The sequence below is a fragment of the Trinickia sp. genome (assembly GCF_051953955.1).
GTDB lineage: Bacteria > Pseudomonadota > Gammaproteobacteria > Burkholderiales > Burkholderiaceae > Trinickia.
Map to the genome: position 1 here is coordinate 48,057 of NZ_JBQCIF010000002.1, position 15,406 is coordinate 63,462.

Here is a 15,406-nt window from a genome sequence, read left to right on the forward strand (position 1 = left end):
ATCGGCCGACACGCACCGCCGAAATTGGGGAACGCTAGAGCGCCCCGCTGTCCGCATCGGCGTCGCTATCGCTCCCGGTGTCGCGGCGCTTGCCGGTTCCATCGCCGACCGGATGACCTGTCGCCCGCGCGATCGATTCCTCGTGACGCATCAGGTTCAAACCCGTATGAACGAGCGCGACGTGGGAAAACGCCTGCGGAAAATTCCCTGTGAAGCGTTTCGTCTGCGGATCGTACTCCTCCGAGAGCAAGCCGACGTCGTTGACGAGGTGCAGCAAGCACTCGTACGTCGCATGCGCCTCATCCATGCGGCCCTGCAGCGCGAGGTTGTCGACCAGCCAAAAGCTGCAGGCGAGAAAGACCCCCTCGCCGGGCGGCATGCCGTCGTCGACCTTGTGCGTGCGGTAGCGGCGGATGAATCCGTCGAAGGTCAAGTCCCGCTCGATCGCCGCGGTCGTTGCCGTGACGCGCGGATCGGTGGGCGGCAAGAAGCCCACGAGCGGCATCAGGAGCAGGCTCGCGTCGAGTTCGTCCCCGCCGTACACCTGCGTGAACGTGCGGCGTTCCTCGTTCCATCCTTTGTCGCAGACATCGGCGTGGATGCGATCGCGCAGGGCGCGCCAGCGGTCGATCGGTCCGGGCAGCTTGAACTTTTCCGCCGAGCGAATCGCCCGATCGAACGCGACCCAGGCCATCACCTTCGAAAACGTGAACTGGCGCGGGCCGCTGCGCACTTCCCAGAGCCCGTCGTCGGGCTCCGCCCAGATCGTCGCCAGATGTTCGAGCAGCAGGCATTGCAGCGTCCACACGTCTTCGTCGGCGTGCAGCCCACCGACCCGTGCGAGATGCAATGCGTTCATCACTTCGCCATAGACATCGATCTGCAGTTGGCCGACGGCCTTATTGCCGATCCGCACGGGCCGGGCACCCTCGTAGCCCGGCAGCCAGTCGATCTCCGTTTCGGGCACGCGCCGCTCGCCCGCGACGCCGTACAGGATCTGGGCTTGCGCGGGCGAGCCCGCGAGCGCGCGCTCGAGCCAGATGCGCCATGCGCGGGCCTCGTCGTAGTAGCCGCAGCGCATCAGGGCGAGCAGCGTGATCGTCGCGTCTCGCAGCCAGCAGAACCGGTAATCCCAATTGCGCGAGCCACCAAGCCGTTCGGGCAGCGACGTCGTGGGCGCGGCCACGATACCGCCCGTCGGCTTGTAGGCCAGCGCCTTGAGCGTGATCAGCGAACGGCGGATCGGCTCGGCGTAGCGGCCCCGCACGCCGCACTTGGCGATCCAGTCATGCCAATAGCGCTCGGTATGCTCGAGCATGGCGAGCGGGTCTCTCGCCGGCGGCAACCGTTGATGCGAGGCCGAATAGGAGAGCGTGAACGGAATGCGCTGCCCTTCGGACACCGTGAATTCCGCCACCGTGTGCATGTTCTCGCCGTGCAACTCGACCGGTGTGCGCAGCACGACCGTATCCGGCCCCACCACGGCTTTGATCCCATTGCCGCGGCGCTCGCCGACACGCGCCAGCCGCGTGACCCACGGCACGGACAAGCCATAGTCGAAGCGCAACGTCAACGACATGCGCATCGGGACTGTGCCGCGCTTGCCGACGACGATGCGAATGAGCTCTGAACGGCCGTCTCCGGGCGGCATGAAGTCGATCACCGTGACGGCCCCGTCGGGCGTCTCGTGATCCGTTTCTAAAATCAGCGTTTCGCCGCGATAGCGCCGCGTGCGCGTAACGGGCTCGCCGGCCGTTGGGCCGATGTACCAGGTGCCGTGCTCTTCGGAGCCGAGCAAAGCGGCGAGGCAGGCCGCCGAATCGAAGCGCGGCCAGCACAGCCAGTCGACCGAGCCGTCGCGCGATATGAGGGCGGCGGTATGGCCGTCGCCGACGAGTGCGTAGTCTTCAATGTGCGCAGGCATGGTGTTGGTTGTTCTCCTGCTCGAGGGGCGAACGTCGATACAACTACCGATATGAATGCGATGCCGAATGCGGGCGAGCGTACACGCCGGCGCGCGAGATCGAGCAAAGCTTACGCCTCGGGGTGGCCGCCTCGCCGCGAAAACGATTTTGCGTTGGCGTGGCGCGCAATCGCTGGCTACAATCGGAGTTCGGGGATTCCGGCCGTGCGCTTCCGATAGAACAAGCCATCCAGAGCGCGTTGCGTACGCGGCCATCATTGCGCCTGTCATCAAACCTCATAGAGAGAAACGACGCCATGCAGAATCCGTCGAAGGTCGATTGCATCACGATCCTTTCCGCAGCACGAGAGCTCAGCGACGACGCCTTGCTCGCTCTCGACGCCCGTACGCTCGGGTTGACGCGCAACGCCATGGAAACGGCCGCGGCGTTTTTGATCGAGCGAGCCTGCTTCAAGCGCCATCGCGACGGCGACGGCCAATATGCCGTCGGCGGCTTGTCGTTGCAGGGCAAGCTGCGGCTCGAGCAGTTCGTCAACGGCTGAGCGGTAACGGGCTCGGCGCGCTCGCTCAAAGATGCAGTGAGTGGGCGCCCGGCCCCAGCAGCCCCAGCAAGCCGATGATGATGAGATACAACGCGACGATGTAGTTGAGCAGTCGCGGCACGATCAGAATCAAAACGCCCGCGATCAGCGCGGCGATCGGACCCAAGCTGACGAAGATATTCATAACGGCTCCTTTGACTTCCTTTGGAATTGTAGGAATCGAGTCGGCGCGCGGCGTCCGCTCAGGCCCTTTGCGTGCTTGCGAGACGAAGCGGCGCGCGCCCCACTCGGACCCCATGCAAAGTACCGGCCCGCTGCGTATTTCCTCAGATTGGCGCAGTGCATGGGGTCGGATGCTCAACGGAGGGTTGACATGTCCAACGTCGTTCACGCGTCGCCTTGGGGGGCACGCTCGCGCTCGAGCGGCGCTCGGGGCTGGCTCGCGGGGTTCCTGTTCGCCTGGACATTGGGAGCCGCCACCGCTAGCGCGCAGGATGCGCCGACCGCTCAGGCAGGAGGCTCTATTCAGCCCGGCCCCATTTACGACCTACTGATCGGCACTTATACGCATGGCACGAGTCGCGGCATCGACGTCTACCGGTTCGATTCGGCCACCGGCCAGGTCAGCCCCGTTTCTTCGGTTCAGACCGTCAACCCGTCGTACCTCGTCGTCACGCCGGATGCGCGCTACGTGTATGCCGTGAACGAATTACCCGGCGACACTGGCCCGGCGAGCGAACGCGGCGGCATCAGCGCCTTCGCATTCGATCCGCGCGCGGGTCAACTCACGTTCCTCGATCGCGTCTCCTCCGAAGGCAATGACCCGTGCTATCTGGCGTTTTCGCCCGACGGCCGTTATCTGCTGACAGCGAACTATTCGGTCGCCGCCGATCCGGGCGGCAGCTTTGCCGTCTTTCCGCTGCAGGAGGACGGTCACGTCGGCGCGGCCGTGCTCGTCGTGCACCATGAGGGGGGAGGGCCGGTGAAAGGCCGGCAGGACAATGCGCATGTCCATTCGACGGTGTTTACGCCCGACGGCCATTACCTTTTTACACAAGATCTCGGCAACGACAAACTCTACGAGTACCGTTACACGAACGACGGCAGCCGCGGCCTGCTGAGCCCGGTGCCGGAAGGATATGTGCAGATGCCGGCCGGATCGGGCCCGCGGCACCTCGTGTTCGCACCGAACGGGCGCGACGCGTATCTGACGAGTGAACTGGCTGGTACGGTGACGACCCTGCGGTATGCGGACGGCAAGCTCGCGCCGCTTCAGGTGCTGCCGCTCGCGGCGCGCGGCTTCGCCGGCAAGATCGGCGCCGGCGCGATTCATTTGTCGCCAGACGGCAAGTTTCTCTATGCGACGAACCGAGGGGACGCGAATGAAATCGTCATTTTTGCGGTCGATGCACAAGATGGCTCGCTGAAGCTCGTCGGCAGGCAATCGACGCTCGGGCGGACGCCGCGCGAGTTCGCGATCGATCCGACGGGCCGCTGGCTCATCGTCGGCAACCAAGATAGCGACAGCGCGTACGTCTTCCGGCGCGATCCGGTCACGGGTTTGCTCGCCGACCCGACGCGTCTGTCCATCGGCTCACCGGTCGACTTCAAGTTCACGCCGTCATCGTAGGCGCGCTGTCCCACGCCGCACGCGCGGCCGGCATAAACAAAAAGAGCCTACGCGTCAGAGCAAGCGCGTAGGCTCGAAGCTACCGCCTCACGGGGGGCGGGGCGGCAGGGGATGAACGTATATCGTCGGCACTGCGATCGAAGGCCGCGCACGACCGCGCCTACGACCGATTCCGGCGCGGCGACTTGTCTCGACCCAGTATGCAACTGTCGTGCCGGGCCATCGGACGGCATTCGCATGCCGTCCACGGGCTTTTACCACGGCGCATTGCCGCTTCGCAGCGAAATAGGGCCGGCGGCGGATAATTCTTGCAATTGCCGCGCATGTTTTACGCGGCGCGGCCGGTCAGGGCTCGGAAGGCGGCGGCGCGATGACTTCCCGGCTGCCGTTGACGCCCATCGACGAAACGAGTCCCGCCGCTTCCATCTGCTCGACGAGACGGGCCGCGCGGTTGTAGCCGATCCGGAGCTGCCGCTGGACGGCGGAGATCGATGCGCGGCGCGTGCGCACGACGAAGGCCACGGCTTCGTCGTAGAGCGGATCGGCTTCGGCATCGGGCGCGTCGCCGAACAAGTCCTGCGCCGCGCCTTCCGTTGCCGGCCCGTCGAGGATGCCTTCCACGTACTCCGGTTCGCCGAACTGCTTCAGATGCTCGACGACGCGGTGCACCTCCTCGTCCGCCACGAACGCGCCGTGCACGCGCTGCGGATAGCCGGTGCCGGGGGGCAGGAACAGCATGTCGCCTTGGCCCAGCAGCGATTCGGCGCCCATCTGATCGAGAATCGTGCGCGAATCGATCTTCGAGGACACTTGGAAGGCGACACGCGTCGGAATATTCGCTTTGATGAGCCCCGTGATGACGTCGACGGACGGACGCTGCGTGGCGAGGACCAGGTGGATGCCGGCAGCGCGCGCCTTCTGAGCGAGCCGCGCGATCAGCTCTTCGATCTTCTTGCCCGCCACCATCATCAAATCGGCGAGTTCGTCGATGACGACGACGATCAGCGGCAGCGGCGAAAGCGGCTCGGGCGCGTCGGGCGTCAACGAGAACGGATTGCCGATCTTCTTGCCTGCGGCCTGCGCGTCGCGCAGCTTTTGATTGAAGCCCGCCAGATTGCGTACGCCGACGGCCGACATGAGCCGGTAGCGCTTTTCCATTTCGCCGACGCACCAGTTCAGCGCATTGGCGGCGAGCTTCATGTCCGTGACGACGGGCGCGAGCAAATGCGGGATGCCCTCATAGACCGACAGCTCGAGCATCTTCGGGTCGATCATGATCAGCCGGACTTCCTCGGGCGTGGCCTTGTACAGCAGCGACACGATCATCGCGTTGATCGCGACCGATTTGCCCGAGCCGGTCGTGCCCGCGACGAGCATGTGCGGCGCCTTGGCGAGATCGGTGACGATCGGATGGCCCGTGATGTCCTTGCCCATCGCAAGCGTCAGCTTCGAGGCCGAATGGCGATACGGAGCGGCCGCGAGAATCTCCGAGAGCCGGATCGTTTGCCGCTTCGCGTTCGGCAACTCGAGGCCCATGCAGGTCTTGCCGGGGATCGTTTCGACGACGCGGATCGACGTGAGCCCGAGCCCGCGCGACAGGTCCTTCATCAATCCGACGATCTGGCTGCCGCGCACGCCGAGCGCCGGTTCGATCTCGAAGCGCGTGATGACGGGGCCGGCTGATGCGCCGACGACGGCGACCGGCACCTTGAATTCCTGCAGGCGCTGCTCGATCAATTGCCCCGTTTGTGCGAGGTGCTCGGCCGGGATTTCTTCCGTCTCCGCCGCCGCGGGCTCGAGCAGCTCGAGCGACGGCAACTCGACCGCCGATGCGGCCGGTGCCTGGAACGTGAATTCCGTCGGGGCGTGGCCGCGCAGCGGGGCGCGCGAAACGGGTTCGGCGGAGTCTTCGTCGGCGGACGAGGCGGCCGGGGATGCGGTGAAGGTCGATGCGGCTGCGGTCGATTCCGTAACGGCGGATGTTGCCACAACGGCCGCCGGCTCAGGCGGCGCGACGGTAGGCGAATCGGCCGGCGCTACTACTGCCGGCATCGGCGCGGCGACGGATGACGTGGCCGCCGGGGGCGCTTCGTCGAGATCCGGCGCGGTGTGCGTGACGATCGGCGCGGATGATGCGCTGGGCACGGCCAGGCCCGGCTCGACCGGCGGAGGCGCCATCGGTTGGGCCGGCGGCGGTGTTTGCATCGCCGCGGCGGCTTGCGCTTCGGGCTTCGGGGATGACGCAAGCTCTATCAGTACCGGTGCGGCCGGCACCACCGGGCTCGCTAGCGCCGCCTCGGGGGCCCGGGCGGCCTCCGTCGCCGCGGCATTCGGCGGCGAAGCCGTGTTCGAAGCGGCGTCTGGCCACTCGTCGTCTTCCATCCGCGCCGGGGCGGAAGGGGTGTATGGCGGTGGTTCGTTCGATTCGTCGCTCGCGAGCGGTGGGTCCGCGATGGGTGCGCTGGCCCGTGCCGGTGCCGCGGTGCCCGTGTCGGCACGGGCCGGCGTTTCGGGCGAGGCGGCTGGTTGCGGCCCAGCGGCCGCGCCACGTCGCGCCAGGCTCGAGCTCGCGAGTGCGGTCCACTGCGCGGCGTTAGCTTCGATCGCCTTCAGTGTCTCGAGCACCCCGCGCGCCGGTGCGGCCGTTGCCTCGGGGCGACGCGCGATCTCGATTTGCGGCATCTGCGTCGGTCCAGCCGACCGCTGGTCGGCTTGCTGCTGCGAAGGGCCGTCGCTTCGCTGCACGGCTGCCGGCGCACCATGTGGCACCGCCGAGGCCGATGCCATCGTCGGCGCACTGCTCCTCATGGCCGTCTGCGCGACGCGTGCTCCGGCGTAGCCGGTCGCGGCGGCGGCCGTCGCTGCGCTGCCGCCCGCGAGCGGCAGGACTTGCGCACCGATCGTGCGGCTCTGGGCTGCCGGCGGCGCGGGCCGACGATGCGACGTTGCGGCCGCGCTCAGCGGCGTGACCGTGTGGTTCTGCGCTGGGCGTGGAGCGCGTGTCCCACCGGGGGCGTCGCTCGAGCGCCAATTGGGGCCGTGCGGCGTGCCGCGAGGGACCGTTGAAGGCGGCTCGAGCGGCTTGGCCTGCGCGCCTCGTCCGTCGCGCGAAATACCGCTGCCGCGCACCGCGCTCGACGCAGCGGCGCTACGTGCCTTCACGCCCGCGGCCGGCGGCGGCTGCCATGCCGTCGGCCGCGCGTAGCGGCCCGTCGATTTCGGGGCCATCGCGTTCGTCGTCGTCGTGGGAATGACCGAGCTGTTCAGGCCGCTGCGTGCCAGGCGCGGTTCGTCGTCACGCACGCCGGCGGCGCCCGAGGACGTGCGGCCGAGCCCGATGTTCAAACCGAGGCCGAAAGCGCGATCGGCCCAGCGCAGCGTACCGCGCCAGGAAAAACCGAGCAGCCAGGGCAAGCCGGCCAGCACGAGCGCGGGCGAAACGACGAATGCGCCCCGCCCTAGCGCGCGCAGCGCGATACCAAGCAGCGCGTGTCCGAGCGCGTTGCCGGTATGGGGCGCGAGTGCCGCTTCGAGCGCGCCGCTGCCCGCGAAAACGCTCGCGAAGCCGAGCCAGAGCCGGATCGTGCCGCGGCCGCTGGCTTCGGTGCCGCGCATCAGCGCCGCGATCGCCAGACGCAAGGCCAAAGGCACGGCCCAAAGGGCCGACACGCCGAACCAGCCGAAAACTACCGTATGCATGCTAGACAGGGGCTAGAGTCTGTTCATTCACATAGGGGCGCGTGCACGTTGCGGGCGCCGTGCCCGTCATTGGCCCGCGCGCGAGAAAGTCAGCGTGATGCCGTTCGACGCGATGATGCGCATCTGCTGCGGCGAGCGCATTTGCACGAGCGTCGCGTCGGCGTGCGCGAGCGCGTCGAGGTACACGCGCTCGAGGTGCCGCGCTTCGTCCCCGCAGGCCTTGCGCGTGGCCTCGAGCGGCCCGAGCGTGAGCACGCCGCTGTGCAGTCTATACGGTCCCGAGAACCGATTGCAGCCCGCGAAGCCGCTCGCGAGGCGCTCTCCTGTCGTGCTGTCGAGCTCGAGCGTGGGAGCGGCGGTTGCGCTCGCCGGAACGTCGAGGGCATTGTGGCCGTCGCTTTTTTGCACGCTGCGCAACACCCAGCTCGTGTCGTCGAGCAACTGCACGGCGGCGGGATTCAACGGATTGCTGGGCGCGGCGGCGGAGTCGGGGTGGGTCGGCATCGCGCAGCCGGTGGCAGCGAGCACCGCCGCGAGCGCGAGCGCGCGCGACGGCACGCGCAACCGCGACGCGCCCCGAGTCGTCGCAGTGAAAGTAATCGGCATGGCCCCGAACCTTTTGCAAAACTGGCGAAGGCGTAAGGGTAACGCACTCCTGCGGTCGTTAGTGCCGCGAGTGCGGCGTTCCGCGCGCAAGGCCCGCTCACGCGCATGTTAACATCCTCGTCTTTCCATCCTTTTGCATCTATGGGATTCGCCATGCAGATCGGTCAACGGATCGGCACGCCGCTTTCACCCTCGGCCACGCGCGTCATGCTGCTCGGTGCGGGCGAACTCGGCAAGGAAGTCATCGTCGCGCTGCAGCGGCTCGGGGTCGAGGTGATCGCGGTCGACCGCTATCCGAACGCGCCCGGGCATCAAGTCGCGCATCGCGCCCATACGATCGACATGACCGACGGCGCGGCGATCAAGGCGCTCGTGCGGGCGGAAAGGCCCCATCTGATCGTGCCCGAGATCGAGGCGATCGCCACCGATGCGCTCGCCGAAATCGAAGCCCAGGGATTGGCCGAAGTCATCCCGACAGCGCGGGCGACGCAGCTCACGATGAATCGAGAAGGCATTCGGCGCTTGGCCGCCGAAGAGCTGGGCCTGCCGACGTCGCCGTACGCATTCGCCGATTCGCTCGAATCGTTCAAAGCGGCCATTGCACGGATCGGCTACCCGTGCGTCGTGAAGCCCGTGATGTCCTCTTCGGGCAAGGGGCAGTCCGTCGTGCGCGGCGAAACCGACGTCGAGCGCGCGTGGCAATACGCGACGGCCGGGGCCCGCGTGAACGTGGGGCGCGTCATCGTCGAAGGGTTCGTCACGTTCGACTACGAGATCACGCTGCTGACCGTGCGCGCGGTGGATCCCGCGAGCGGCGACGTGCGCACGTCGTTTTGCGAGCCGATCGGCCACTTGCAAGTCGACGGCGACTACGTCGAGTCGTGGCAGCCCCAGCCGATGTCTCCCGCCGCGCTCGCGCGCGCCAAGGAGATTGCCGAGCGCGTCACGGGCGCCCTCGGCGGCCGCGGCGTCTTCGGCGTGGAACTGTTCGTGCGTGGCGATGAAGTGTGGTTCTCCGAGGTCAGCCCGCGTCCGCACGATACGGGGCTCGTGACGCTGCGTTCGCAGCGCTTGTCCGAGTTCGAGCTGCATGCGCGTGCGATCTTGGGCCTGCCCGTCGATACTTCCATGCTGGCCCCGGGCGCTTCGGCCGTCGTATACGGTGGCCTCGAGGAAGCGGGCATCGCCTTCGAGGGCGTGCGCGAGGCGCTGGCCGTTCCGGGCGCCGATCTGCGTCTGTTCGGCAAGCCCGAGAGCTTCAAGAAGCGGCGCATGGGTGTGGCCGTGGCGACGGGGGCGAGCATCGACCAAGCGCGCGAGCGTGCGACGGCCGCTGCCGACGCGGTGCGACCCGTTTCGACACGCTGAGCTCCTCTGCCCGCGCCTGGCCCTGCTGCTCGCGCCGGCCGTGGGTGCGGCCGAGTCTAGGTTCGGGCACGCAGTCGCAGGGGCCGGATCCGGCGGTTTCAGATGGCTGGCCTTTTGCGGGCACGGCCCGTGCAATCTTGCGGTGCTACAATACCGGCCTTTCCGGCGGTATATCCGCCGGCTGGAGCCGGCCGCGCGCGAAGCGCGGTCCTTACGGGCGTCCTCGGCGCGAGCGCGCGAGACTCACCGTGGCTCCGCCTTCACGTCGACCTCATCGAGCGGCTGTGCTGCCGCCGCCGCGCGCTCGAACGACGCAGCGCCTAGCGGCGCATTTTTAGCGAACGCCACAATGTCCGATCCCGCTGTCACGCCTACCACCGCGACCTTCGACCAGTTCGGTCTCGCTCCCGAGATCCTGCGAGCCGTCACCGAACAGGGTTACACCACGCCCACGCCGATCCAGGCGGAGGCGATTCCCGTCGTGCTGGCCGGCCGCGATGTCATGGGCGCCGCGCAAACGGGCACCGGCAAGACGGCGAGCTTCTCGTTGCCGATCATCCAGCGCCTGCTGCCGGCCGCGAGCACGAGCGCCTCGCCGGCCCGCCATCCCGTGCGGGCGCTGATTCTCACGCCCACGCGCGAGCTGGCCGATCAGGTCGCCGCGAACGTCCAGTCCTACGGGAAGCACACGCCGCTGCGTAGCGCCGTGGTATTCGGCGGTGTCGACATGAATCCGCAGTCCGCGGAGCTGCGCCGCGGCGTCGAAATCCTGATTGCGACACCGGGGCGTCTGCTCGATCACGTTCAGCAGAAAACGGCCAATCTCGGGCAGGTGCAGATTCTCGTGCTCGACGAAGCCGACCGCATGCTCGACATGGGCTTTCTGCCCGATCTGCAGCGGATCTTGAATCTCTTGCCGAAGGAGCGCCAGACGCTGCTGTTCTCGGCCACCTTCTCGCCTGAAATCAAAAAGCTGGCGTCCACGTATCTGCGCAATCCGCAGACGATCGAAGTGGCGCGCAGCAACTCCACGGCCACGAACGTGACGCAGCTCGTCTACGAAGTGGCCGAGGGCGACAAGACCGGCGCGGTCGTGCAGTTGATTCGCGAGCGCGAGCTGAAGCAAGTGATCGTGTTCTGCAACAGCAAGATCGGTGCGAGCCGGCTCGCGCGGCAGCTCGAGCGCGACGGCGTGGTTGCCTCGGCCATCCACGGCGACAAATCGCAAAACGAGCGCATGCAGGCGCTCGACGCCTTCAAGCGCGGCGAGATCGAAGCGCTAGTCGCGACGGACGTGGCCGCGCGAGGGCTCGACATCGTCGAGTTGCCGGCCGTGATCAACTTCGATCTGCCGTTCAACGCGGAAGACTACGTGCACCGGATCGGCCGAACGGGGCGTGCGGGAGCCTCGGGCGATGCGCTCTCGCTGTGCAGCCCCAACGAGCGCAAGCAGCTGGCCGAGATCGAGAAGTTGATTAAAAAGCCGCTGCAGGTGCAGCATCTGGCCGTCGATGTGCCCGTGCGCCGCGGGCGCGAAGAGCATGGCGGGGCGCGGCGCGACCGGGACGAGCGAGCCGGCGCCGGGCGCCGCCGTACCGGATCGCACGAGCGTACGACCTATCGTGCCAATCATGCGCCCGTTGACGACTTCTTCCTGAAGCCGTACGAGCCATCGCCGTCGGCGGCGCGCAAGGAAGAAGAAGCGAAGCGGGCCGAAGCGCCGCAAACGAAGACGCCGAAGCAGCCGCTCGCGGCATTGCTCGGCGGATTCGGCATGCCGCGGCGCAACGATTCGTCGTCTTGATCGAGTCGCCGCGCGTTCGCCGTCTCGCCTTCCGCTTCACGCGATCGGAAATTGAGTCGTCGACAAAATCTCCTTGAGCACCATGAACGAGCGAACCTGCCGCACGCCCGGCAGGTAAAGCAATTGCTCGGCGTGCAGCCGATTGAAGCTGTCGCTGTCGCGCGTGCGTACGAGCATGAAGTAATCGAACTCGCCCGTCACGACGTGGCATTCCATACACCCTGATACATGGCGCGCCGCTTGCTCGAACGCGGCGAATGCTTCGGGCGTCGATCGATCGAGCACGATGCCGATGACGACGAGCATCCCGGCACCGATGGCCTTCGGTTCCAACAGCGCCACGATACCCCGGATCAACCCGAGCGACTTGAGGCGCTCGACGCGTCGCAAGCATGCGGGTGCGCTGAGCTTGACCTTGTCGGCCAATGCGACGTTGGAAATCGACGCATCGCGCTGCAACTGCTTGAGAATGGCGCGATCGACGCGATCGAGCTGCGCGACGTGGACGGGCTCGGTCGCCGGTGTCGCGGCGCGTGTCCCCGCGTGGCGCGCCCGGACAGCGGTGCCGGGCATGCGGCGGTCATCCTGACGCAATTTCGTTGCGCACATATCCAGACATAACCCGTGTTCGTTAATCGACGAGGGGAAATCGCGGACTAAAAGTAGTTCAACGCGCGAAACTTCACAAGCCCATTTCGCGATTATTTGCCTATCATCTTTCGGTCATCCACGCCTTTGCTGCTTGCGCCACGGCCCAGCCGTCAGCGGCGGCCGGCATTTTCTCGATACGACCGGAGCTCTCGATGAACCTCGCGCGCTTTCCCCGCTACCCACTGACGTTCGGGCCCACTCCCATCCAGCCGCTCGAGCGGCTGAGTGCGCACCTCGGCGGCAAAGTCGAGCTGTATGCGAAGCGCGAAGACTGCAACAGCGGTCTCGCATTCGGCGGCAACAAGACGCGCAAGCTCGAATACCTCGTGCCCGAAGCGCTCGCGCAGGGCTGCGACACGCTCGTGTCGATCGGCGGCATTCAATCGAATCAGACGAGGCAAGTCGCCGCAGTGGCCGCGCATCTCGGCATGAAGTGCGTGCTCGTGCAGGAGAATTGGGTCAACTACTACGATGCCGTCTACGATCGCGTCGGCAACATCGAGCTCTCCCGCATTCTCGGCGCGGATGTGCGGCTCGTGCCCGATGGTTTCGACATCGGCATCCGCAAGAGCTGGGAAGAGGCGCTCGAGAGCGTGCGCGTGGCGGGCGGCAAGCCCTACGCGATTCCCGCGGGTTGCTCGGAGCATCCACTGGGCGGTCTCGGTTTCGTCGGCTTCGCCGAGGAGGTGCGCGAGCAGGAAGCGGCGCTCGGTTTCAAGTTCGACTACATCGTCGTCTGCTCGGTCACCGGCAGCACGCAAGCGGGCATGATCGTCGGGTTCGCGGCCGACGGGCGCGCCGACCGCGTCATCGGCATCGATGCATCGGCCAAGCCGGAGGCTACGCGGGCGCAAATCACGCGCATCGCCGAGCATACCGCGGAGATCGTCGGCCTAGGCCGCCCGATCGGGGCCGACGACGTCGTGCTCGACACGCGCTACGGCGGGCCCGAATATGGTTTGCCGAACGACGGCACGCTGGAGGCGATCCGGCTTTGTGCGCGAACGGAAGGCATGCTGACCGATCCCGTCTACGAGGGCAAATCGATGCACGGCATGATCGACAAAGTGCGCCGCGGCGAATTTCCCCCGGGTTCGCGCGTGCTCTATGCGCATTTGGGCGGAGCGCCGGCGTTGAGCGCTTACAGCTTCATCTTCCGCGAAGGCTGAGCGCGCGGGAGCGACGCTCGATCGCACGGAAGCGTCGTTCTCCCGTGCGCGATCGGCGGCCGAGCTTCCATTGAGGGTTTCGCCGCGTTCGAGGTCAAGCGCGGGCTGGCGATCGAGGCGCGGTGAATCGGCTCGCCCACGCCGTGACCGCGTCCTCATAAAACGCGTCGAGCGATCGATAGCGCGGCGCGGCAGGCCGATCATCGTTCGCATCGCAAGCCAGAGTCAGCCCCAAGTGCCGGGCCGCGGCAACGAGCGCCGGCAACGGCGCGTCGGCGTCGAGCTCGCGTGCACCCGTTTGCTTGCTGAGCTTTTCGCCTTGCGCGTTCGTGACGACGGGCACGTGCAGATAGGACGGTGTGGGCACGCCGAGGGAGCGTTGGAGATAAATTTGGCGCGCTGTCGAATCGAGCAGATCGGCGCCGCGCACGACGTGTGTGATGCCTTGCTCCGCATCGTCGACGACGACGGCAAGCTGGTATGCCCACTGGCCGTCCGCGCGCTTGAGGACGAAATCGCCGACTTCGAGTGCGAGGTCCTGCGTTTGCCGCCCTTGCCAGCGGTCGTCGAACGTAACGATGGCATTGGGTCCATCGGGCACGCGCAGGCGCCACGCACGCGCGCGTTTGCCGTGCAGGCCTTGCCGGCATGTGCCGGGATACGCGAGCGTCGTGTGGCGTGCGTGCGCATTGGCGAGCGAATCGGCGATCTCCTTGCGCGTGCAGCCGCACGGGTAGATGAGCCCGGCGCGCGTCAGCCGCGCGAACGCTTGCTCGTAGCGCGCCGTGCGCGCGTTTTGCCACACGGGCGGCTCGTCGCTTTCCATGCCGAAGCGCGCGAGCGTGTCGAGGATCGCGCGGCCGGCACCGGGCACGGTGCGCGGGGCGTCGATGTCTTCGATGCGAACGAGCCAGACGCCGCCATGGGCTCGAGCGTCGAGATAGCTTGCCAGCGCGCCGGCGAGCGAGCCGGCATGCAGCCGGCCCGTCGGCGACGGCGCGAACCGGCCTCGATAATGGGGTTCGGGCGGTGCGGCGTTTGCCGCGCTCGAGCGATGAGCGTCGCTCACGCCGCGCGCGCCGCGTCCTTGTTCGGATGGCATGCGGGGCACGTTTTACCGGCCGCATAGAGCGGCGAACGCTGGTCTTCCGGCGTCACCACGGCGCGGCAGCCGAAGCATTGAACCGTCTCGGTGGGCTCGAGCTGCGGATTGAGCGAGGTCCGATAGTCGAAGACGAAGCATTCGCCGCGATAATGCGCGCCGCCGACTTCCTCGAAGTATTTGAGGATGCCGCCATCGAGCTGATAGACGTGGTCGATGCCGACCTCTTTCATATGGATCGCCGCTTTTTCGCAGCGAATGCCGCCCGTGCAGAACGAGACGACCGTCTTTCCCTCGAACTCGGCACGATGGGCTTCCACGACGCTCGGGAATTCGCTGAACTTCGCGATCCGATAATCGACGGCTTGCGCGAACGTGCCGACGTCGACCTCGAACGCATTGCGCGTGTCGAGCATGACGACAGGGCGGCCCTCGTCGTCGTGGCCGCGATCGAGCCAGTGCTTGAGCGTTTGCGCATCGACCGACGGGGCGCGGCCGAGCTCGGGTTGGATCGCCGGCTTTTTCATCGTGATGATCTCGCGCTTGCGCTTGACGAGCATGCGTCGGAACGGCTGCGTTTCCGAGAAGCTCTCCTTGAAGTGGAGATCGGCGAATTTACCGTCGAAGAGCGGATCGCCGCGCAGATAATCGACGAATTCGCGCGCGGCCTCGGGCGTGCCGGCAACGAACAGGTTGATGCCTTCGGGCGCGAGCAGGATGGTGCCGCGCAGGCCGAGCGCCTCACAGCGCTGCGCGAGCAGCGGACGCCAAGTGTCGATGGCGTCGATCGTGACGAAGCGGTAGGCGGCGAGATTGACGATGCGCATGATGGTGGTGCAAGAATGAAAGCCGCCGCGGCCCGCCCGGCGGACGGCCTCTGGAGGGGGCGGCAGTAGCCGGGGCACGGTGCC

12 protein-coding genes are annotated in these 15,406 nt (G+C 66.9%); 5 read left to right on the forward strand and 7 right to left on the reverse strand.

What is annotated here, in order from left to right; translation table 11 throughout:
* Window positions 1-34 precede the first annotated feature (34 nt).
* The gene (locus ACTHNZ_RS00385) at window positions 35-1,924 is read right to left on the reverse strand and encodes a glycoside hydrolase family 15 protein (protein WP_440540502.1); all 1,890 of its coding nucleotides are present in this window, start codon (window positions 1,922-1,924) and stop codon (window positions 35-37) included.
* A 296-nt stretch (window positions 1,925-2,220) separates the two neighbouring features.
* Here ACTHNZ_RS00385 and ACTHNZ_RS00390 point away from each other — a divergent pair, with 296 nt between their 5' ends.
* On the forward strand, window positions 2,221-2,466 hold the full coding sequence (locus ACTHNZ_RS00390; protein ID WP_440540503.1) for a hypothetical protein: 246 nt from the start codon (window positions 2,221-2,223) through the stop codon (window positions 2,464-2,466).
* Window positions 2,467-2,491: 25 nt separating this feature from the next.
* Here the strand turns inward: ACTHNZ_RS00390 and ACTHNZ_RS00395 are convergent, their stop codons facing one another.
* Window positions 2,492-2,650 carry a DUF3096 domain-containing protein gene (locus ACTHNZ_RS00395; protein ID WP_440540504.1) on the reverse strand — a complete coding sequence of 53 codons (159 nt, stop codon included), beginning with the start codon at window positions 2,648-2,650 and terminating at the stop codon, window positions 2,492-2,494.
* A gap of 189 nt (window positions 2,651-2,839) precedes the next feature.
* Here ACTHNZ_RS00395 and ACTHNZ_RS00400 point away from each other — a divergent pair, with 189 nt between their 5' ends.
* Complete coding sequence (locus ACTHNZ_RS00400; RefSeq protein ID WP_440540505.1) at window positions 2,840-4,096, forward strand: lactonase family protein; 1,257 nt, start codon at window positions 2,840-2,842, stop codon at window positions 4,094-4,096.
* Between the two features lie 345 nt (window positions 4,097-4,441).
* Here ACTHNZ_RS00400 and ACTHNZ_RS00405 read toward each other — a convergent pair whose 3' ends face one another.
* Both ACTHNZ_RS00405 and ACTHNZ_RS00410 read right to left on the reverse strand, forming a co-directional pair.
* Window positions 4,442-7,795 (reverse strand): DNA translocase FtsK, encoded by a 3,354-nt coding sequence (locus ACTHNZ_RS00405; protein ID WP_440540506.1) that lies wholly within the window; start codon window positions 7,793-7,795, stop codon window positions 4,442-4,444.
* A 66-nt stretch (window positions 7,796-7,861) separates the two neighbouring features.
* Window positions 7,862-8,401, reverse strand: coding sequence for an META domain-containing protein (locus ACTHNZ_RS00410; protein WP_440540507.1), 540 nt, complete (start codon window positions 8,399-8,401; stop codon window positions 7,862-7,864).
* 153 nt (window positions 8,402-8,554) lie between these two features.
* Between ACTHNZ_RS00410 and purT the strand changes: the two genes are divergently transcribed.
* Both purT and ACTHNZ_RS00420 read left to right on the forward strand, forming a co-directional pair.
* The gene (purT, locus tag ACTHNZ_RS00415) at window positions 8,555-9,769 is read left to right on the forward strand and encodes a formate-dependent phosphoribosylglycinamide formyltransferase (protein ID WP_440540508.1); all 1,215 of its coding nucleotides are present in this window, start codon (window positions 8,555-8,557) and stop codon (window positions 9,767-9,769) included.
* A gap of 349 nt (window positions 9,770-10,118) precedes the next feature.
* Window positions 10,119-11,573 carry a DEAD/DEAH box helicase gene (locus tag ACTHNZ_RS00420; protein ID WP_440540509.1) on the forward strand — a complete coding sequence of 485 codons (1,455 nt, stop codon included), beginning with the start codon at window positions 10,119-10,121 and terminating at the stop codon, window positions 11,571-11,573.
* A 36-nt stretch (window positions 11,574-11,609) separates the two neighbouring features.
* On the opposite strand, the gene ACTHNZ_RS00425 is transcribed toward ACTHNZ_RS00420, so the two are convergent.
* Window positions 11,610-12,146, reverse strand: coding sequence for an Lrp/AsnC family transcriptional regulator (locus tag ACTHNZ_RS00425; RefSeq protein ID WP_440540510.1), 537 nt, complete (start codon window positions 12,144-12,146; stop codon window positions 11,610-11,612).
* Window positions 12,147-12,376: 230 nt separating this feature from the next.
* Between ACTHNZ_RS00425 and ACTHNZ_RS00430 the strand changes: the two genes are divergently transcribed.
* Window positions 12,377-13,393, forward strand: a complete 1,017-nt coding sequence (locus ACTHNZ_RS00430) for a 1-aminocyclopropane-1-carboxylate deaminase (protein WP_440540511.1) — start codon at window positions 12,377-12,379, stop codon at window positions 13,391-13,393.
* A gap of 94 nt (window positions 13,394-13,487) precedes the next feature.
* Here ACTHNZ_RS00430 and gluQRS read toward each other — a convergent pair whose 3' ends face one another.
* Window positions 13,488-14,495 carry a tRNA glutamyl-Q(34) synthetase GluQRS gene (gene gluQRS / locus ACTHNZ_RS00435; protein ID WP_440540512.1) on the reverse strand — a complete coding sequence of 336 codons (1,008 nt, stop codon included), beginning with the start codon at window positions 14,493-14,495 and terminating at the stop codon, window positions 13,488-13,490.
* On the reverse strand, window positions 14,459-15,322 hold the full coding sequence (locus tag ACTHNZ_RS00440; protein ID WP_440540513.1) for a sulfurtransferase: 864 nt from the start codon (window positions 15,320-15,322) through the stop codon (window positions 14,459-14,461). Before ACTHNZ_RS00440 ends, gluQRS begins: the two co-directional genes overlap by 37 nt.
* Window positions 15,323-15,406: the final 84 nt, after the last annotated feature.